Consider the following 18205-nt stretch of genomic DNA (forward strand, 5'->3'; position numbering starts at 1 on the left):
GCCGCCATCTATGCAGCTTCGGAAAGCTTGGCCAGTTGCGTCATCACGACTGCCGCACCGTTGAGCCGCTTCTCGGCTGTCGGCCAGTCACGCACCAAGACGATGCTTTGATCCGGCCGGATCTTGGCCATGGCACCCTGCTCGCCGATCATTTTGACGAGAGCGACCGGGTTGTTGAACGTCTTGTTGCGGAACTGGATGACAACACCCTTCGGGCCCGCGTCAAGCTTATCGACATTGGCTCTACGGCACAGCGCCTTGATGTAAACGATCTTCAGGAGGTGCTGGACCTCTTCCGGCAGCGGACCGAAGCGATCGATCATCTCCGCGCCAAAGCCATCAATCTCTTGAAGCTCTTCCAGATCGGCGAGACGGCGATACAGCCCAAGGCGCAATTGAAGATCGGGCACGTAAGTCTCGGGGATCATGACGGCGGTGCCGATCGAAATCTGCGGCGACCAGTGTCCGTCCTCGACTTCGCCGGTGCCCTTGATCTCCGCGACCGCCTCTTCCAGCATTTGCTGATAGAGCTCGAAACCCACCTCGCGAATATGGCCTGACTGTTCTTCGCCCAGCAGATTGCCGGCGCCGCGAATATCCATGTCATGACTCGCCAGCTGGAAACCCGCGCCGAGCGTGTCGAGCGATTGCAGCACTTTGAGCCTGCGTTCTGCGGTCTGCGTCAGCAACTTATTGGCCGGTAGCGTAAATAGCGCATAGGCGCGCTGCTTCGACCTGCCGACACGCCCGCGCAACTGGTAAAGCTGCGACAGGCCGAACATATCCGCGCGGTGGATGATCAATGTATTGGCGGTCGGGATGTCGAGCCCGGATTCAACGATGGTCGTCGATAGCAACACATCGTACTGGCCATCATAGAAGGCGTTCATGATGTCGTCCAGCTCGCCCGGCGCCATCTGGCCATGGGCGACCGCAACCTTCAGTTCGGGTACCTGGGCATCGAGAAACGCCTTGATGTCGTCAAGGTCGGAAATGCGTGGGCAGACATAGAAGCTCTGGCCACCGCGATAGCGCTCGCGCAGCAATGTTTCGCGAATGACAAGCGGATCGAATGGTGAGACGAAGGTGCGCACTGCCATGCGGTCCACGGGCGGCGTGGTGATCAACGAAAGTTCGCGCACACCAGTCAAAGCAAGCTGCAAGGTGCGCGGTATCGGTGTCGCCGAAAGCGTAAGCACATGCACGTCGGACTTCAGCTCTTTCAGCCGCTCCTTGTGCTTGACGCCGAAATGCTGCTCCTCGTCGATGATCAAAAGGCCGAGATTCTTGAATTTTATGCCCTGCCCGAGCAGCGCATGCGTGCCAACGGCGATATCGACGTGACCTTCGGCGATGCCTTTCTTGTTCTCGGCGAGTTCCTTCGAACCAACGAGGCGCGAGGCCTGAGCCACATTGACTGGCAGTCCCTGAAAACGCGAGGAAAATGTCTTGAAATGCTGGCGCGACAAAAGCGTCGTCGGTACCACGACGGCAACCTGCACGCCGTTCAGTGCCGCAACGAACGCCGCGCGCAACGCCACTTCCGTCTTGCCGAAGCCCACATCGCCGCAAATCAGCCGGTCCATCGGCTTCCCCAGCGACAGATCGTCGATCACGGCATCGATTGCACGGTCCTGATCTTCCGTTTCGTCATAGGGGAACCGTGCGGCGAACTCGCCATAGAGCCCGTCCGGCGGCAGCAGGATCGGCGCACCGCGCATCTGCCGTTCCGCGGCAATGCGGATAAGATGGCCTGCAATGTCGAGCAGGCGTTTCTTGAGTTTGGCCTTGCGTGCCTGCCAGGCACCACCACCGAGTTTGTCTAGGACAGCGGTTGAAGTTTCCGAGCCAAACCTGGACAATAGCTCGATATTTTCCACCGGCAGGAATAGTCTGTCATCGCCCGCATAGTGAAGTTCAAGACAATCATGTGGAGCTCCGGCGGCAGTGATCGTCTTCAAACCGATAAAGCGGCCAATACCGTGATCCACATGCACGACGATGTCGCCTGCGTTCAGCGCTGCAACTTCGCTGATGAAATCCCTGTCGCGCTTGCGGCGCTTGGAATGACGGATCAGCCGGTCGCCGAGAATGTCCTGCTCCGCGACGACAACCAGTTCACCTGCGTCGAAGCCTGTTTCAAGTGAGAGAATGCCCGCAGTGATCTTGTCGCGGGCAAGTGCCTTCACGGTCCGCAGATCATCGACCAGCTCGATCTTTTCCAGACCGTGTTCGTTCAGGACCTGCACCAGGCGGTCCCGCGTGCCCTCACTCCGTGCCGCCAGCAGCACTTTCTTGCCTGCAGCGCGCTCGTCGGCAATATGCTTGACCACGCTGTCGAAGACATTGGTATCCTTTGCTGTCCGTTCTTCGACGAATGTCCGTCCTCGATGCGCGCCGGCATGAATGACCGCCCGACCCGTCACAAATGGTGCGTCGAATGGCGTGAAATCGATCCGCATGCCCGATGCGACAGCGGCTGCTTCGACCTCAACAGGCGTCAGATAGAGCGAGCCCGGCTCCACCGGCTTGTACGGAATGACATCCCCGGGTTCCTTGCCGTCGGACTGCCGCCTGCGCGCTTCGTAGTGATCCAGCACCATCTTGTGGCGCTCGGCCATGGATTCATGCGCGAGATGGTCGAAGACCACCGGCATATTTCCCGCGTGATCGAATACCGTCTCCAGCCTGTCATAGAAAAGCGGCAGCCAATGTTCCATTCCGGCAAAACGCCGGCCTTCCGAAATCGACTGATAAAGCGCGTCGTCGCGCGACGGGGCACCAAACGTCTGGACATATTGCGAGCGGAAGTAGCTGATGATCTCCGGCGACAGCGTGATTTCGCTCATCGGCTGCATGGAGAATTCAGTCTTCTGGCTCGACGTGCGTTGCGACGCCGGATCGAAAGTACGGATTGTTTCGAGCGTATCGCCGAAGAAATCGAGCCGCAGCGGCTCGTCGGCGCCCGGTGCGAAGAGATCTAGAATGCCACCGCGCACGGCATATTCACCCACATCGCGGACGGTTGGCACACGTTCAAAACCATTGCTTTCAAGGCGTTGCACAAGCGAATTCATGTCAATTCTATTGCCCGGCTTCGCCATGAAAAGCTGTTCAGTGAGTACTTTGCGCGGCGGTAGTTTTTGCAAAACCGCATTGGCTGTCGCCAAAATGACGCCCGGATGCTTGTGATTCCGCAATGACGCAAGACCGGCCAGCGCTGCGAGACGCCGCGCCGATGTATCGGCGCCCGGTGATACACGATCATAGGGAAGGCAATCCCAGGCCGGCAACTGCAGTACCGGCAGATCAGGCTGCACGAAATTCAATACCTGCTCGAGGTCAGCGACGCGCTGGCCATCGCGGGCAATGAACAGCACAGGACCACCTGTTCCGGCCTCGGCGACAACCTTTGCCAGTGCAAAGGCTTCATAGCCATCGACAACACCATCGATGACCACATGGCCATTGATGTCAGGCTTCAATCCGAGTTTGGAAAAGGCAGTCATTTCGATTTCAGAATTTCATTTCGTTACGGGATGCGACGACCTTGTGAAAGATCGGCGTATCGAATTCGGCGGGAACTGCGGCCTCTGCCGTGACCCATTTCAATAGGTCCCGGTCAAGCGCTTCCATCAGTGCTTCATATTGGTCAAGTTCCTCGTCGGACAAGGTATCGATATGGGCATCGGCAAATTGCCCCAGAATCAAGTCCATCTCGCGCATGCCGCGATGCCAGGAGCGGAACAGGATTCTTCGCTGCCTTGGTTGCAGATCGGCGGTGGTACGACTGCTTCCAGTCATGAGCAAGCTCCGTCTATGTCTGTGAAATGCTTCTGAATGTTTGATGCGGCTGGGTATAGCCTGCCTTGTCGCGTCTGTCAGCCTTGCAACGCACATCGAAGGCGTTAAACGTTACACATGCGCCCGTCACTGCTCGATCCCCTCTTTGCGTCCGTTCGTTCGCTTTCCGGCATAGGGCCGAAAGTGTCGGGCCTGCTCGCCACACTGCTTGGCACGCAGCCTCCGGGAACCGAGCCACGCGTCGGCAATCTGGTCTACCTGCCGCCGCACAACGTCATCGACCGCCGTAACCGCCCAGGGATCGCCTACGCCCCGGAAGGCGCGATTGTCACGCTGGAAGTACGCATCGACCGCCATCACCCGAGCCCAAGCGGGCGCAGCAATGTCCCCTATCGTGTCTTTGCCCATGACGATACCGGGGAAATCGGTCTCACTTTCTTTCACGCCAAGCAGGCGTGGCTCGAGAAGGTCATGCCGGTGGGGGAAACTGTCATCGTTTCCGGCACGATGGAATGGTTCAATGGCCGCCCAACCATGGTCCATCCGGATCATATCGCCAGCATCGACGACATGGCGTCGCTTCCGCTTGTGGAACCCGTCTACCCCCTGACTGCGGGACTTTCGCCGAAAGTGCTGGCGCGCGGCGTTCAGGAGGCGCTTGCCAAGGCGCCGGAAATGCCGGAATGGATCGATCCACCGGTCCTCGATAAATATGGCTTGCCATCGCACCGCCAGGCACTTCAAACCCTGCACAATCCGCAAGATCCGGGCGATATTGCGCTGGATCATCCGGCACGGCAGCGGCTTGCTTATGACGAGTTTCTTGCCGGTCAGCTGGCTTTGGCACTGGTCCGGCAGAAAACAAAGCGGCTTTCCGGCCGGAAACTCGATGGCGATGGCCATCTCAAGGCCAAGATCATTGCAGCCCTGCCCTACACGTTGACCAACAGCCAGAGCCAGGCGATCAAGGAAATCACCGCCGACCTACGCCAACCGGAACGCATGCTCCGCCTTCTGCAGGGCGATGTCGGCTCCGGCAAAACCGTGGTTGGCCTCCTGGCAATGGCCCACGCCGCAGAGGCAGGCGGGCAATCGGCACTGATGGTGCCGACCGAGGTGCTGGCGCGGCAACATTTTGCCACTATCGCGCCATTGGCGACAAAGGCTGGTTTGCGCGTCGCATTGCTCACTGGTCGCGAAAAGGGCCGCGAGCGCGAGGAGATTCTGGAGGGGCTGCGCTCTGGTGCTATCCATATTATCGTTGGCACGCACGCGCTATTCCAGGAAAAGGTCGCTTACCATGACCTGGTCCTTGTCATTGTCGATGAGCAACACCGCTTCGGGGTGCATCAGCGCCTGCTTCTGACATCCAAGGGTACTGCTCCGGACATGCTGGTGATGACGGCGACCCCGATCCCGCGCACACTGGTGCTGACCGCCTTCGGCGACATGGATGTCTCGAAACTCACGGAAAAGCCCGCCGGGCGCCGACCGATTACCACCGCCATCCTGCCTATGGAACGGTTGAGCGAATTGGTCGACCGTATGAAAACAGCGATCGCTGAGGGTCAGAAAATCTACTGGATCTGCCCGCTCGTCGAGGAATCCGAACTGGTTGATCTTGTATCCGCGGAAGAACGCTTCGAATCACTGAAGCCACTGCTCGGCGCCAGAATCGGTCTCGTCCATGGCCGTATGACCGGTCCGGAAAAAGATGCTGCCATGCTCGCCTTCAAGAATGGCGAAACGCGGCTGCTGGTGGCAACCACTGTGGTCGAGGTCGGCGTGGATGTGCCCGATGCAACGATCATTGTCATCGAACATGCCGAGCGCTTCGGTCTCGCCCAGCTGCACCAGTTGCGCGGACGGGTCGGACGCAGCGACAAGCCCTCGACCTGCCTCCTGATCTACAAGGGACCGCTTGGCGAGGTGGCGCAGGCGCGGCTCAAGATCATGCGCGAAACAGAAGACGGCTTCCGTATCGCCGAAGAGGATTTGAAACTGCGCGGCGAAGGTGAGCTGCTGGGCACGCGGCAGTCCGGCACGCCGGGTTTCCGGCTTGCCAGCATCGAAGCGCATGAGGAATTCCTGGAAATCGCCCGCAAGGATGCGCGCTATATTCTGGCGCGCGACCCCGAGTTGCAGAGTGCCCGCGGCGCAGCCTTGCGCATCCTGCTTTATCTATTCGAACGAGATGAAGCTGTGCGATTGCTCCGCGCAGGCTAGAGCCCTTTCCGGCCATATTGGCCGTATTCTGTTTCTCGGCTGGCGAGACAATCCACGCGGAAGGTGGCGAGGTCGATGTGGTTCATCGGACGAAGCCAGCTGACAAAGTGGGTGGCCGCCAGCCGGAACCCCGAAGGGACGGGGCCGGTTGCGCCAATTCCGGCGCAAAGCCCCTCGCCCGCACGCAAAGTGCGGGTCTTCGCGTCTTTGCTTAATCTTGTCACAACATGCCTCCGTCAGAATAGGTCAATATGGTCAAAATGGGCTCTAGGTGTAAGGTCTACCATCCTTGTGCACGAATCGTCCGTCGGCGTTGGAACTCATCATGTCGATGTCGGAGCAGGTGGTAATGTCAGCGGGCGAGCGCGTCCCGACTTCGAGATAAACCGCCATTGCAGCCGATTTGTTGATCATGTGATGGCCATTGCCGGAGTTTTTCGGAAAAGCCGCGCAATCGCCGGCGCACAGCAAGGTCTCGCCGCCATCTTCGATCAGCACCAGTTCGCCTTCGAGAACATAGACGAATTCGTCTTCGTCCGAATGCCAGTGGCGCTGGTTCGACCAATTACCCGGAGGCAGGTGCATGAGATTGACTCCGAAATCAGTGAGCCCACCGAGGTTACCCAGCCGCTGTCGGATACGTTCGGCACAAGGTGCATCGAATGGTAGCGGGTAGCTCGAGCCTTTGTGTTTTGGCACGGCGGCGACGTCAATCTTGGGCATGGCAGTTCTCAAAAACAACCGTTGTTGTCACCCTTTGTAACGCAATCGGGCCTGCTACTCTACCGTCACCGATTTCGCCAGATTGCGCGGCTGATCCACGTCCGTCCCCATGAAGACGGCCGTGTAGTAAGCCAGCATCTGGATCGGCAGCGCGTAAATGATCGGCGCGATGATCTCGGGCGTGTCCGGCAAAACGATCGTGTGCATCGTCTTCAGCGTGCTTGCCGCAGCACCCTTCTCATCCGTAATCAGGATGATCTTGCCGCCGCGCGCCGCCACTTCCTGCATGTTCGAAACGGTTTTCTCGAACCAGTGATCATATGGAGCGATAACGATGACCGGCATGGATTCATCGATTAGCGCAATCGGTCCATGTTTGAGCTCGCCAGCCGCATATCCTTCAGCATGAATATAGGAGATTTCCTTGAGCTTCAGCGCTCCCTCAAGCGCGAGCGGGAAACTCGTGCCACGACCGAGATAAAGCACATGTTTCACCTGGCTGAGATCGCGGCTGATTGCCTCGATCTGCGGTTCTAGCCGCAGCGCCTGATTGGCATAGCGTGGTATTTCGGAGAGTTCGCGCACAAGCTGCCGCTCCTCGTCCTCGTTGATCGTACCGCGCATCTTGCCCGCTGCAACGGCCAGCGATGCCAGCACGGCCAATTGGCAAGTGAATGCCTTGGTTGACGCAACGCCGACTTCCGGTCCGGCAAGGGTCGGAAACACCGTGTTGGACTCACGCGCCATCGTCGATTCCCGAACGTTAACGATGGTACCGATGGTCAGGCCCTGCTGCTTGCAATAGCGCAGCGATGCCAGCGTATCCGCAGTCTCGCCGGACTGCGAGACGAAGAGCGCAAGACTGTCCTTGGAAAGCGGCATTTCACGGTAGCGGAATTCTGACGCCACATCGATATCGACGGGCAGCCGGGCAATGCGCTCGAACCAGTATTTGCCTATCAGCCCGGCATAATAAGCCGTACCGCAGGCCGAAGCTGCAATGCGGTCGATCTTGGCGAAATCGATGGGTGCTGCGTCGGTGCGAATTGTGCCTTTGGAGAAATCGAGATAGTTCGCCAGTGTGTGCGAGATGACCTCCGGCTGCTCATGGATTTCCTTTTCCATGAAATGCCGGTGATTGCCCTTGCTGACCAGAAACGCGGTGCCGGCAGATTTCTGAACAGGGCGTTCGACGGTTGCGCCGGTCTCGTCGTAGATCACAACACCGCTGCGGGTCAGAACCGCCCAGTCGCCATCCTCCAGATAGGAAAGGCTGTCCGTGAAGGGCGCAAGCGCAATGGCATCGGAGCCGAGATACATCTCGCCATCGCCGTAGCCGACCGCCAGTGGCGGTCCATTGCGGGCGGCGATCAGCAGATCGTCCTCGCCCTTGAACATGATCGCAATGGCAAAGGCGCCGCGCAGCTGCGGCAGCGTCTCACGGACCGCCTCAACCGGGTCAAGCCCGCGATCGAGGGCACGCGTTACGAGATGCGCCACAGTCTCCGTGTCGGTCTCGGTTTCGAAGACATAGCCATCCTTTTCAAGCATGGCACGCAGTTCAGCGAAATTCTCGATGATGCCGTTGTGAATGACGGCCAGACGCGGCGTTGTGTGCGGATGCGCATTGCGCACAGTCGGTGCACCGTGCGTCGCCCAACGCGTATGGCCAAGACCGATCGTGCCCCCAAGCGGGTTTTCTTTCAGCAATTTGTCGAGATTGACCAGCTTGCCTTCGGCCCGGCGGCGATCAAGCACGCCGTCCTGGAGCGTTGCCACCCCGGCAGAATCATAGCCGCGATACTCAAGCTGCTTGAGTGCATCCACCAGCAGCGGCGCGACCTGTTCCCGCCCGATAATTCCTACGATCCCACACATGAAAAACTCCGATGCCCCAAGTTCTCTTATCGCTCCCGCCTATGGCAAATTCACCTGGGCGGAAAGTCACTTTCCATTGCGCAATCTTGCATGAACAATGGCGGCTGATCTAGTCCGCCTTCTTGGCTAGTTTCTGGGCGGCGTAGCGCGCGCGCAATTGCACCGCCCGGCCCTCCTTGATCTCCTGCCGCGCCCGGCCAAACGCAAGCGCATCCGCAGGCACATTCGCCGTGATTACGCTGCCCGAGGCGATATAGGCGTTATCGCCAATGGAAACCGGCGCAACCAGCGAGCTATTCGACCCGACGAAGACATTGGCGCCGATTTCTGTCAGCGCCTTGTTATAGCCGTCATAGTTGCAGGTGATCGTGCCCGCGCCGACATTCGCATCGGCGCCAACGGTCGCGTCACCAATGTAAGTCAAATGGCTGATCTTGGCACCAACGCCAATCTTCGCGTTTTTCACCTCGACGAAATTGCCGACCTTTGCCTTCGCAGAAAGATCGGCACCGGGACGCAGGCGGCCAAACGGTCCGACAGTGGCATTCGGGCCAACTTTCGCGCCTTCCAGATGCGAAAACGCATGGATAATTGCGCCACTGGCGATCGAGACACCAGGCCCGAACACGATATTCGGCTCAAGGATCACATCGGCTTCGATGAGCGTATCGTGGGCAAAGAACACCGTTTCAGGCGCCTGAATGGTCACGCCGGCCAGCATCATGGCGCGGCGTTTGCGGTTCTGCCAGATCGCCTCGGCTTCTGCGAGTTCAGCCCTTGTATTGATGCCGATCACATTGTCCGGCGAGATCTCGATGGCAACAACGGATTTGCCGGCCGCATTGGCAATTTCTACCACATCGGTGAGATAATATTCGCCCTTGGCGTTGCTGTTTGTGATCTTGCCGAGCAGCGGCAATGCGCTGTCGCCGCGCAGGGCCATGAGCCCGCCATTGCAGAAGCCAATCTTCTTTTCGGCTTCGCTCGCATCTTTTTCCTCGCGAATCGCGATCAGGCGGCCATCCTGCTCGATCAGGCGGCCATAGCCTTGCGGATTGCCGGGTCGAAAGCCCATGACAACGACATCTGCCCCTTCGGCAAGTTTTGCCCTCGCCTGCTCCAGAGCGGCCGTCTCAACCAGCGGCGTATCGCCAAAAACCACCAGCATATCGTCGTATCCGGCGGCGATGGCCTCGCGTGCCGCAAGAACCGCGTGGCCTGTTCCCAGCCGTTCCGTCTGCTCATGCACGGTCACATTGGCAACGATGGAACGAACTGCCGCCTCGACCTTTTCAGCGCCGCGGCCAACCACAAGCGCGATATCGCTGCCGCCTGCTCCATGCACCGCCTTGGCCACGTGGGCGACGATCGGCAGACCGGCTATGGGGTGCAGAACTTTTGGCAGGGAGGATTTCATGCGCGTACCCTCACCGGCAGCGAGAATAACCGTGAGGCAGGAACGTGAGGCCATCGTCAGACTTCCAGGTTCGTTTCGGGCTAGGGGCAATATCGCGCCGGATCATGGCACGATATTGGTTTCCAACATGGTAACTTCCGCCTGTTTAGCCGAGTTGGCCAAGGATGGGAAATGTTTCGAGAAGCCAGAACGAGAATGTCTGCAGGCCGCCTGTCAGGAACAGAATTCCGGTCAAGACCAGCAGCCCGCCCATGAATTTTTCCACCTTGCCGAGATGCGTGCGGAACCGCGCAAGGAAGCGCATGAACATGCCGGAAAACAGCGCAGCAATCATAAAAGGAATACCAAGGCCAAGCGAGTAGACTGCCAGCAGCAAGGCACCATCGGCAACCGTATCCCGTGCACCCGCCAGCGCCAGGATTGGACCAAGCACCGGCCCGATGCAGGGTGTCCATCCGAAGGCAAAGGCAAGTCCCATCACATAGGCCGCGAATGGATTGGCAGGCGTTCCCTGTGCTTGGAATCGTGCCTCCCGCGATAAAAACGCCAGCCTGAAGACGCCAAGGAAATTCAGTCCCATCAAGATGATGGCGATACCGGCTGCGATAGCGATCTCCTGCTGCCACATCCGCAGAAAGCCGCCGATCGTCGACGCGCCGGCGCCAAGCAGTACAAAGACTGTCGAAAAGCCAAGGACGAAGCAGAAGGACGACAGCAACAGTGCCTGCCGCACCGGAGAAATCCGCCCCGCCGGCTGGTTTGAGCGGAAATCCTCCACGGTCACGCCCGCCATGTAACAGAGATAGGGCGGAACGAGCGGTAACACGCATGGAGAGAGAAATGACAACGCCCCGGCGCCGGCAGCGGTCATATAGGAAACATCAAGCGCCATTCGCGCTCCTTCACGGCATTTCAACTTGAGGCCGTGGATTAAGCCGAATCCTTCCGAAATTCCAATCACCTTTTCGCCAGTTCCATCGGCAAATCGCCGATCCTGCAGTTCTTTCCGCTACGCAGATCGGCACGAATATCGGCAGTTTCCAACAAAAATTAGCGGAACCCATCAAAACAAGGCTTTTTGTCGCGAAAACTCTGCACAATAGCTGTTGACCGATTGGCAAGTCGCACCTATGTTCCGCCGCACTTCCCGAGGCCACCGAACTGGCTTCGTTCGGGAGCGCGTAGCTCAGCCGGTAGAGCAACTGACTTTTAATCAGTAGGTCCAGGGTTCGAATCCCTGCGCGCTCACCAAAAACCCCAAATATAACAATAAGATAGCTGGCATACGTTCTGCTGCATTATTTCCGAATCTGCTTCAGGGTTCCATTAGGGTTCCAATCGATCAATATTTGGAGCGTCGTTTAGAATGGCCAGCAATAAGCCAAAGAATTGTGCCGCCGTCTCCCCTCGGCTCAAACAGCCGATAACGCTGCACGATCTCGAGGAATGCCTTGATATCCTCGCGGACGTTATTTCACGCTCGGGCGACGTCGCAGAGTTAAGATTTCCGCTCTGGCGCCGGTTGGAAAAGGAAATTGAGAACATGCGAGAATCGGATCGCATCAAGGCTGATATTCGAGAACGTGCTACGCATGTCTAAGACAAAACCGTTGGGGCCAATCACAGTCGAAAGGCTAGAGAAGTATCTCAATTGGCTCGCGCACGAGATCGATCTTCGTGGTGAAGAAGGTGTCGTCTTCTTCCCGCTCTGGGAACGTTTGGAACAGGAACTATCCGCACTTCAGATAAGGCAAGACACGATGGCTCGAGTACGCGCGCGTCTTAACTGCCGTAACTCGATCTAACGCCGATTGCTGTGGAGTTGCGTTGCTTGCAGCTATTAGATGGTGGCTTTGCGTAGGGAGGTCAACGCGGATAACGCTCGCAAGCAATCCCATCGTTGTCGCGATCGAGGTGGGGCCAGTAACCTGGCTGCCCACGACGCGCCTCGGCCAAGCCGACCGATCTCGCAGCACGACAGTTTGGCTCTGCGAGGAAATGTCTAACCGTAATAGCGTCGCGACTAGGACTGGGGTAGATGACCGCATGAACGAGCAGCCCGAGCGCTGCGAGTATGGTAAGCTTCCAAGATAAGCTGGAGAGGAAGTAAGGGCTCCACTTCGCGAGGCGCCTTGACCGTCGCAACCGACGATACTTCACGCCGTTGAATTCTACCACTCTTGAGTATTTCTCGCCGTCCGACCACATTGCGCGTACCCTCCCCGCGCATTGCATCAGACGACCGTAAAATTACCCTCCGCGAAATAGCTAAAATTGATGCGAAGTGATATGTCGACTCAGATGGTACGATCGTTCTCATGATCCCTGTCCGCCTCATCGTCGTCGTTGCATTTAGCCGAACTGACGGTGCCGGTATACGATCCAATGCAATTCAGCACCGACGAAGATGCTACGCGCATGGCCCGTTCGCTGGCTGGAAGCTGCGCGGGCGTGTTGGCATGGAGTCGGGATGCCGATCCTGATACTGGAAACTATGGGCCGCCGACCATCCTGTTTCAGTCCGGCGATTTCCCGGGTATGGAATATGAGTTTACCACATACAGATTATCCGTTGGCCAACGCGAGTTGGATCAGCGATAAGTCTATGAAATCATCTCGAAGTTAGAACTGGCTGAAATGACAAAGACCGCAGTTGAACCGGTAACCAATGATCCAGCGGAACAATTGATATGTGGCATTGTAATGCCTATCTCGGCAATTGGCGACTGTAACGAACAGCATTGGGCTGAAGTCCATTCCATCCTAAAAGATGCGATTAAAGACGCTAATTTCGAGCCAAACTTGGTCAGCAATGCTGACGAAGTTGGCGTAATTCATAAAAGAATTATCGAAAACCTGTACAACAATCCCATTGTCGTGTGTGATATCAGCGCGAAAAATCCGAATGTAATGTTTGAGCTAGGATTGCGGCTTGCATTTGATAAACCTACAATCGTTATTAAAGATGATCAAACATCGTATAACTTTGATACATCACCAATTGAACATCTCAATTATCCCCGCAATCTTCGATTTCACGACATTGTTGAATTTAAGCAACAATTAACAAGGAAAATTACAGCCACTTATGAGGCGTCACGAAAGTCTGACGGATTCACTACATTTCTAAAGCACTTTGGGACATTTAATGTAGCAAAAATTGAAACAACCGAGGTCTCTGCCGAGAAATACATCCTGCAGCAATTGGATGATATCCAACTGCAACTGAAAGCTCTCTCAAACCAAGCTAGCAAGAGATCATCCATCCAACCCCGTCCAATAGCATTCATAAATCTTGAAGCTGAGCTTCGCACCTACGCCATCGAACGGGGAATTGAATTGTCGGACCTGCCAGCACACAAGCTTGAACTTCTTAACTACATTTTCCATAACTCGGTGACCGCAAGAGCATTTCCTAGTGAAGTCAATCTGGGCGTCGCAATAGATGAGATTCTTCAGAAAATATCGAAAGAGTAGGTCCCGATTTGCGAAGCTTCAAATTAACTGCCTGAAATAATCCGTTTGGGGCCTTCAAATGCCTTCCAATTTATTCCGATCACGGTGCTGAGATCGCTCGTGCATGTCTAAAACAAAACCGCTGGGCCCGCTCACCATCGAAGAGCTAGAGACGTATTTTGACTTCCTTGCGCGTGAAATACAGCGCCGGGGTGACCAGGGGGCGGTTCTGTTTCCCATTTGGGAAAGATTGGAGCAAGAGTTGTCGAAGCTTCAAAAAAAGCAAGACACGATGGCTCGAGTCCGCGCCCGTCTTAGAAAACTGCCGTAGTTCAGTCCTAGCGCAAAACCTTCTTTGAATTTGAAGCGAAGACGAGCTGAGCATGTCAGTCTCGGCGGACTGAGCGGCCAGCAGCCGGTCACCGGTGTATCGCGTAAGGCGGAACGCGATGGACTTTCGCTCATCGGTTGTCTCTAATGTTTGCAATTTTGGTGTGGGGATGGCGATGGGAATACTTTCATTTTTATTTGGTAATTCTAAGCCGAAGGACGACGGCGATCCGGAAACAGGATCACGGCCGGAAGCAACATCGCCCAGTCCACTGGCTCGCATTAAATGGCGGGACTCCTCGTTCCCCATGGACGCCGTGGGTGAGAGCAATTATCAAGATGCCTTAATCGCGATCTGCGGCGCCCACACTCGCTATGGTCACGAAGGTGAGTATGACGCATTGCTCGAGCGAGAGCCTTCTAACCGCTACGATTCCAATGCTGTGATGGTGAAGATTCGCGGGAAGAAGGTCGGCTATCTCCCTCGCGAGCAAGCTCAGCGTGTTGGTCAACAAATGTTGGAAGCCGGTATAGAAGCAGCGGTCTGCGCAGCGCGGGTGCGCGGCGGCTGGCGCACTAATCAATACGATGAGGGACACTACGGCGTCCGTCTAGCAATTCCGAACCACGGTTGGATTGACTTTGGCATCGGCGCAGAACCTCCTGCTCGTGCGTCGCTGCCTCGACAAACGGCTAAGCGCCCCGTGGCCGCGATGTCGGGTCCGTTACTGGGGCACTGGATTGCGCTCATGGGCGCTCCTCCTGATGAGGAGGTAGCGCAAGAGCTAGCGGCCGCCGGGGCCAAAATTATGGCAGGGGTAGGCAAGTCCACCACGCTTTTGGTGGTCGTGGCTGAACGGCCGTTCGACGCTGGCACTCGGTCCAGCGCTAGCTTCCGTCGCGCTGATGACTTGATTGCTGCAGGATCTCATTTGAGAATTATATCACTCTCTGAAGCAAGAGCCATGATTGCTAAATCCGCGTGACCGTAAAGGCCGTCTTGATATTGATCGACGCCTGAAGTCATTATTTGACCCGACTCAACGAGCGTTATCCCCGATGGCCATTGAACGTAAATTCAGCGGAATAACAGCGATCACAAAAAAATGGCTCGCCGCCGGAGAAGGTGAGCGCGTAGATTTCAAACGAAGCGTCGAGGGGCTCCAGACAGATGACCTGGTGGCCTTCGCAAACATGAAAGAAGGCGGAACTATTCTGCTGGGAGTAACCGAACAGGCTCAGCCGGATGGCTCTCAAATTGGGTTGGTCGTTGGCTGCGATATCACAGATGGTGCAGTGCTTCAGATTCTAAACAAGGCAATCAGTTGCATTCCCCCAGTTCCCATGAAAATATTTGCTGAGAACATGGCGGACAAGCCATTCCTTCGAGTGCAGGTCATCGCAAGCGATAGCCGGCCGCATTCAACGCCGAAGGGTGTCTACTGCCGACGTGACGGCAGCAGAAATCGCCCGCTGCACCCGACGGAGCTTCTTGAAATATTTCTGACAAACGAAGGGCGCGTTTTTGCAGAGCGTTTCCAAGAGTCCGCTGCCAAGATCATCGATGGTTTAGACGATTTGGAAGCGTCGCTAGACAAAAGAATTCAATCTATTGGGGACCAACTAGGTTGGGCGGAGTTCAAGGTTGGCGACACAGAAGATACGGTGGATACGATACTCGCGCTGGTACGAGGGCTTGGCGATGACACCGCCGACATTTCCTCACGTTTGAGAAGCTTGTTCCGCCAAGACAATCGGGACGATCCGGTTCGCGCCAAATCTCGCGCTGCTTTTTTGGACCGCGTCAAGAAACAACTCGCCGAAGACCCAGATCTTGTAGCCGCAATAAGGAAAGGGCCGGTTTCTTTGAAAGTTACTGGACGTGGGATGGACGAGCTCGATGAAAAGGACGTCAACGGTGTAATATCGGAAGCAATGGCCTCGCTTGGCAAACACGCAGCGACGGAAAGCGAATAGGCTTGCGCAAATGCAATGCCTGAAACATTTGCAAGACCCGTCTCTATCCAGAGCACATGGAGAAGACCCCGGCCGGTCTGTTCGAGCATTACTGCATGCATCCGAGGTGCAAGGCGTGGGGGCGTTCGGCTTTGAGAAGCGTATGGTCTCGAATGGTACTGCAGTGAGCACAAGCAGGACGGTGAGAGCTAGACCTTCTGTTGGCGAATGTAGATATCAGCTTCCTTTGCAGCATCGATGAAGGCGTCTCGAGCTGCAGTACAGGTAACGGTGCCCTCCAAGCAGTCCAAACACGCCCGACGTGCTGCCTCCAGCTTTTCACCGTGCTTCCGCGGCCAGTACATCACCAACCATTCCGCTGCTTCTTCAACCGAGGACACGTTGTGCATTCTTCCAACTCTTTCGGTCATGATTGTCACATAAGGGAACGGGCGGTTGCGCATGTTCAGAAACGCCGTATTGAGGAGGCGGGTTCCAGAGCGGTCGCTTCCCGCACGTTCGCGGAAACTATAAAGAAATTGATGGAGCGGAATCGTTGCCGCTGCTGTGCTGCAATAGGCGCATGGATGATTACAGGCCATTCAAAATCATATCTGTCCTGCGAGACGGCAAGTCGATCGGCATTACATCCGCCTATGATGCCGCGCGATATATACTGGAGCAATGGCCCGAGGATGCGGTCGGGCCGAAGCTTGAGACTGCCAAGATAATCTTATTGAAGTCCCTGGCGCATGAATGCTCGGCTGCGGTTGCCAGGGTAGCATTCGTTGAGGGCGCGAAAGAAGCGGGTATCTATATCGAGACGTCACTACGCCCGCCCCCGACTGCAAAGCACGGGCAAAGGTTGGGCAAGCGCAAGCCTGCGCGACGGGCCTAGAGCCTGCCTTTCTCCGCCAAAATCAACACCTTATTCTAGGAACCGGAGCCATGAACGTTTGCAGAGCTGAGCTTTGGCAAAACCTCGATCAACGTTGCTGGCGCACCGTCTGCGGCGCCGTGTGACGATCGCGTATATCCCGTATCCTGCTGATTAAATATGCAGGCGGCAGCATGCGTAAGCACGATGTCCCGCGCGCCCTCCCCCTTAGCCGCGTCGCTGAGCGCCTTGAATGTTAACAGGGCATTTTGGCGATGCTTGTTCACAATGGCATTGTGTTTATGTGAAAGAAAATTCCGTGCACATAGCACCAACATGTATGCGATGACGCCAAACACCAGGACTTTGCTGAGCCCTACTTGTATCGCTTCGTATGTGTTTGTTGGGGTGATAAAGGGAATCTTGTGAATGAAGATGCTGCACGCAGCAAATGCTCCCAATCCCACTGCCGTAAGGACCGTGTACCGCTGCCAATGTTCGGCTTTCTGGGAATGATCATCTGCCTCCTCCCTGAAGTAGATGGCCTGTTGAGAGACCCCTTGTTCCGCAGCGACCTTCCGCACCTCATCGAGAATGCGTTGTGCCTCGGCTCTATCTCCACTCAGTTGGTCAACAAGCGTTCGAGACTGGTCCTCTACCGATTGCATCGCAGCGCGAGCTTCTCGCTCGAGTCCGGCGAAATCCCGTTGTCTGGTGGACAGGTAAGAGATTTTCGGATGCAGCGCGTTGAAAGTCTGGTCGTAGTGGCTCTTAAGGCTCTCGATATATTGCTTCCGTGTTTCGTGCGGACTTGGCTGATCCGTTGTAAACTCGAGTATTGACTTCAAAATGTTGAAGAGGGAATCAGCTTGATTCTGAATTTCGTGCAGCTGTTGGTCTGGTAAATCCCTGAGGTGGTCAAGCGATATTTGTTGGAACAACGCCATCGCCCTTTGAGCAGGAGCTACCGCATCCTCAAATGATAGAGCTGATCCAAGTGCCTCGCGCCGCGGCAGCTGTGATGTATCGAATTCTTGTAGCCGAGCAACCGATTTCACTGCCTGCTCCAGCCGACTCTCAATAGTTTCCGACATTTGGTTCCCCCTCGATTTTCAAAGAATAGCCAAGTATTCTGCATTTTACAGAGGAATTATTACGGACCATGACGAAAACGTTGGTTCGTCTAAAAACGCAAAAAGGGGCTCCACCGCTCGTCGGGGCGATGGGCTTTTAATTTCGATTGCTACCTCACTGACCTCCTCCGTGCTTTGAGACGAAACCAGTAATCTGTTCATATATGAGGAGAAACGCCGCGACGCCCAAAGCAATTAAAAGGCCCTTCGCGACTATCCATTTGATTCGCACCGCCGCGGCAACAACCTGAAATCCTGCTTTGAACTCTTCGTCAGGCAGCGAAAGAAGCTGTCGAGCCGAGTGCGCTACTTCTCTGTTAGATCCCCCAGATAGATGAGCTTTTGACGCTCCTGTTCGTTGCTTTGCCAGCCATTCCACTGTGCCAGGGCTCAAGATCGCGAAGG

Annotated in this window: 16 protein-coding genes and 1 tRNA gene; 7 read left to right on the top strand and 10 right to left on the bottom strand. The window is 56.1% G+C overall.

Annotation, left to right across the window (positions count from 1 at the left end; translation table 11 throughout):
* Window positions 1-8: 8 nt before the first annotated feature.
* Window positions 9-3509, bottom strand: coding sequence for a transcription-repair coupling factor (gene mfd, locus BLM14_RS09105; protein WP_099999070.1), 3501 nt, complete (start codon window positions 3507-3509; stop codon window positions 9-11).
* Between the two features lie 7 nt (window positions 3510-3516).
* A complete protein-coding gene (locus BLM14_RS09110; protein ID WP_099999071.1) occupies window positions 3517-3804 on the bottom strand; it encodes an FAD assembly factor SdhE in 288 nt (95 codons plus the stop codon).
* A gap of 117 nt (window positions 3805-3921) precedes the next feature.
* Here BLM14_RS09110 and recG point away from each other — a divergent pair, with 117 nt between their 5' ends.
* Window positions 3922-6030 (top strand): ATP-dependent DNA helicase RecG, encoded by a 2109-nt coding sequence (gene recG / locus BLM14_RS09115; RefSeq protein WP_099999072.1) that lies wholly within the window; start codon window positions 3922-3924, stop codon window positions 6028-6030.
* Here the strand turns inward: recG and BLM14_RS09120 are convergent.
* The 5 genes from BLM14_RS09120 to BLM14_RS09140 all read right to left on the bottom strand — a co-directional run bounded on the left by BLM14_RS09120 (window position 6027) and on the right by BLM14_RS09140 (window position 10940).
* Window positions 6027-6254, bottom strand: coding sequence for a hypothetical protein (locus BLM14_RS09120; RefSeq protein WP_099999073.1), 228 nt, complete (start codon window positions 6252-6254; stop codon window positions 6027-6029). The genes recG and BLM14_RS09120 overlap by 4 nt on opposite strands.
* Window positions 6255-6297: 43 nt before the next feature.
* The gene (locus tag BLM14_RS09125; RefSeq protein WP_099999074.1) at window positions 6298-6753 is read right to left on the bottom strand and encodes a cupin domain-containing protein; all 456 of its coding nucleotides are present in this window, start codon (window positions 6751-6753) and stop codon (window positions 6298-6300) included.
* 54 nt (window positions 6754-6807) lie between these two features.
* Window positions 6808-8631: a glutamine--fructose-6-phosphate transaminase (isomerizing) gene (gene glmS, locus BLM14_RS09130; protein ID WP_099999075.1), complete on the bottom strand. Its 1824-nt coding sequence runs from the start codon at window positions 8629-8631 to the stop codon at window positions 6808-6810.
* A gap of 109 nt (window positions 8632-8740) precedes the next feature.
* Window positions 8741-10102, bottom strand: coding sequence for a bifunctional UDP-N-acetylglucosamine diphosphorylase/glucosamine-1-phosphate N-acetyltransferase GlmU (glmU, locus tag BLM14_RS09135; protein ID WP_099999076.1), 1362 nt, complete (start codon window positions 10100-10102; stop codon window positions 8741-8743).
* Between the two features lie 91 nt (window positions 10103-10193).
* Window positions 10194-10940, bottom strand: coding sequence for a cytochrome c biogenesis CcdA family protein (locus BLM14_RS09140; RefSeq protein ID WP_099999077.1), 747 nt, complete (start codon window positions 10938-10940; stop codon window positions 10194-10196).
* Window positions 10941-11223: 283 nt separating this feature from the next.
* On the opposite strand from BLM14_RS09140, the gene BLM14_RS09145 reads away from it, so the two are divergent.
* Together BLM14_RS09145 and BLM14_RS09150 are read left to right on the top strand one after the other, a co-directional pair.
* Window positions 11224-11299: transfer RNA gene (locus tag BLM14_RS09145), tRNA-Lys, on the top strand.
* Between the two features lie 115 nt (window positions 11300-11414).
* A complete protein-coding gene (locus tag BLM14_RS09150) occupies window positions 11415-11648 on the top strand; it encodes a hypothetical protein (RefSeq protein WP_099999078.1) in 234 nt (77 codons plus the stop codon).
* Between the two features lie 266 nt (window positions 11649-11914).
* Here BLM14_RS09150 and BLM14_RS32650 read toward each other — a convergent pair whose 3' ends face one another.
* Complete coding sequence (locus tag BLM14_RS32650) at window positions 11915-12283, bottom strand: excalibur calcium-binding domain-containing protein (RefSeq protein ID WP_099999080.1); 369 nt, start codon at window positions 12281-12283, stop codon at window positions 11915-11917.
* Between the two features lie 402 nt (window positions 12284-12685).
* On the opposite strand from BLM14_RS32650, the gene BLM14_RS09170 reads away from it, so the two are divergent.
* From BLM14_RS09170 to BLM14_RS09185, 3 genes are all read left to right on the top strand, one after another.
* Complete coding sequence (locus BLM14_RS09170; RefSeq protein WP_099999081.1) at window positions 12686-13525, top strand: hypothetical protein; 840 nt, start codon at window positions 12686-12688, stop codon at window positions 13523-13525.
* Window positions 13526-13953: 428 nt separating this feature from the next.
* Window positions 13954-14820, top strand: a complete 867-nt coding sequence (locus tag BLM14_RS09180; protein ID WP_099999083.1) for an HIRAN domain-containing protein — start codon at window positions 13954-13956, stop codon at window positions 14818-14820.
* Window positions 14804-15811 (top strand): AlbA family DNA-binding domain-containing protein, encoded by a 1008-nt coding sequence (locus BLM14_RS09185; RefSeq protein ID WP_133123858.1) that lies wholly within the window; start codon window positions 14804-14806, stop codon window positions 15809-15811. The genes BLM14_RS09180 and BLM14_RS09185 overlap by 17 nt, the downstream gene beginning before the upstream one ends.
* 188 nt (window positions 15812-15999) lie before the next feature.
* On the opposite strand, the gene BLM14_RS31760 is transcribed toward BLM14_RS09185, so the two are convergent.
* Complete coding sequence (locus tag BLM14_RS31760) at window positions 16000-16392, bottom strand: DUF982 domain-containing protein (RefSeq protein WP_237143499.1); 393 nt, start codon at window positions 16390-16392, stop codon at window positions 16000-16002.
* Here BLM14_RS31760 and BLM14_RS09195 point away from each other — a divergent pair.
* A complete protein-coding gene (locus BLM14_RS09195; protein ID WP_099999085.1) occupies window positions 16374-16688 on the top strand; it encodes a DUF982 domain-containing protein in 315 nt (104 codons plus the stop codon). The two genes, BLM14_RS31760 and BLM14_RS09195, sit on opposite strands and share 19 nt — an antisense overlap.
* Before the next feature lie 35 nt (window positions 16689-16723).
* Here BLM14_RS09195 and BLM14_RS09200 read toward each other — a convergent pair whose 3' ends face one another.
* Window positions 16724-17761, bottom strand: a complete 1038-nt coding sequence (locus tag BLM14_RS09200) for a hypothetical protein (protein ID WP_099999086.1) — start codon at window positions 17759-17761, stop codon at window positions 16724-16726.
* Between the last annotated feature and the right edge of the window lie 444 nt (window positions 17762-18205).

It is taken from the genome of Phyllobacterium zundukense, from assembly GCF_002764115.1.
In the GTDB taxonomy this organism is placed as follows: Bacteria; Pseudomonadota; Alphaproteobacteria; order Rhizobiales; family Rhizobiaceae; genus Phyllobacterium; species Phyllobacterium zundukense.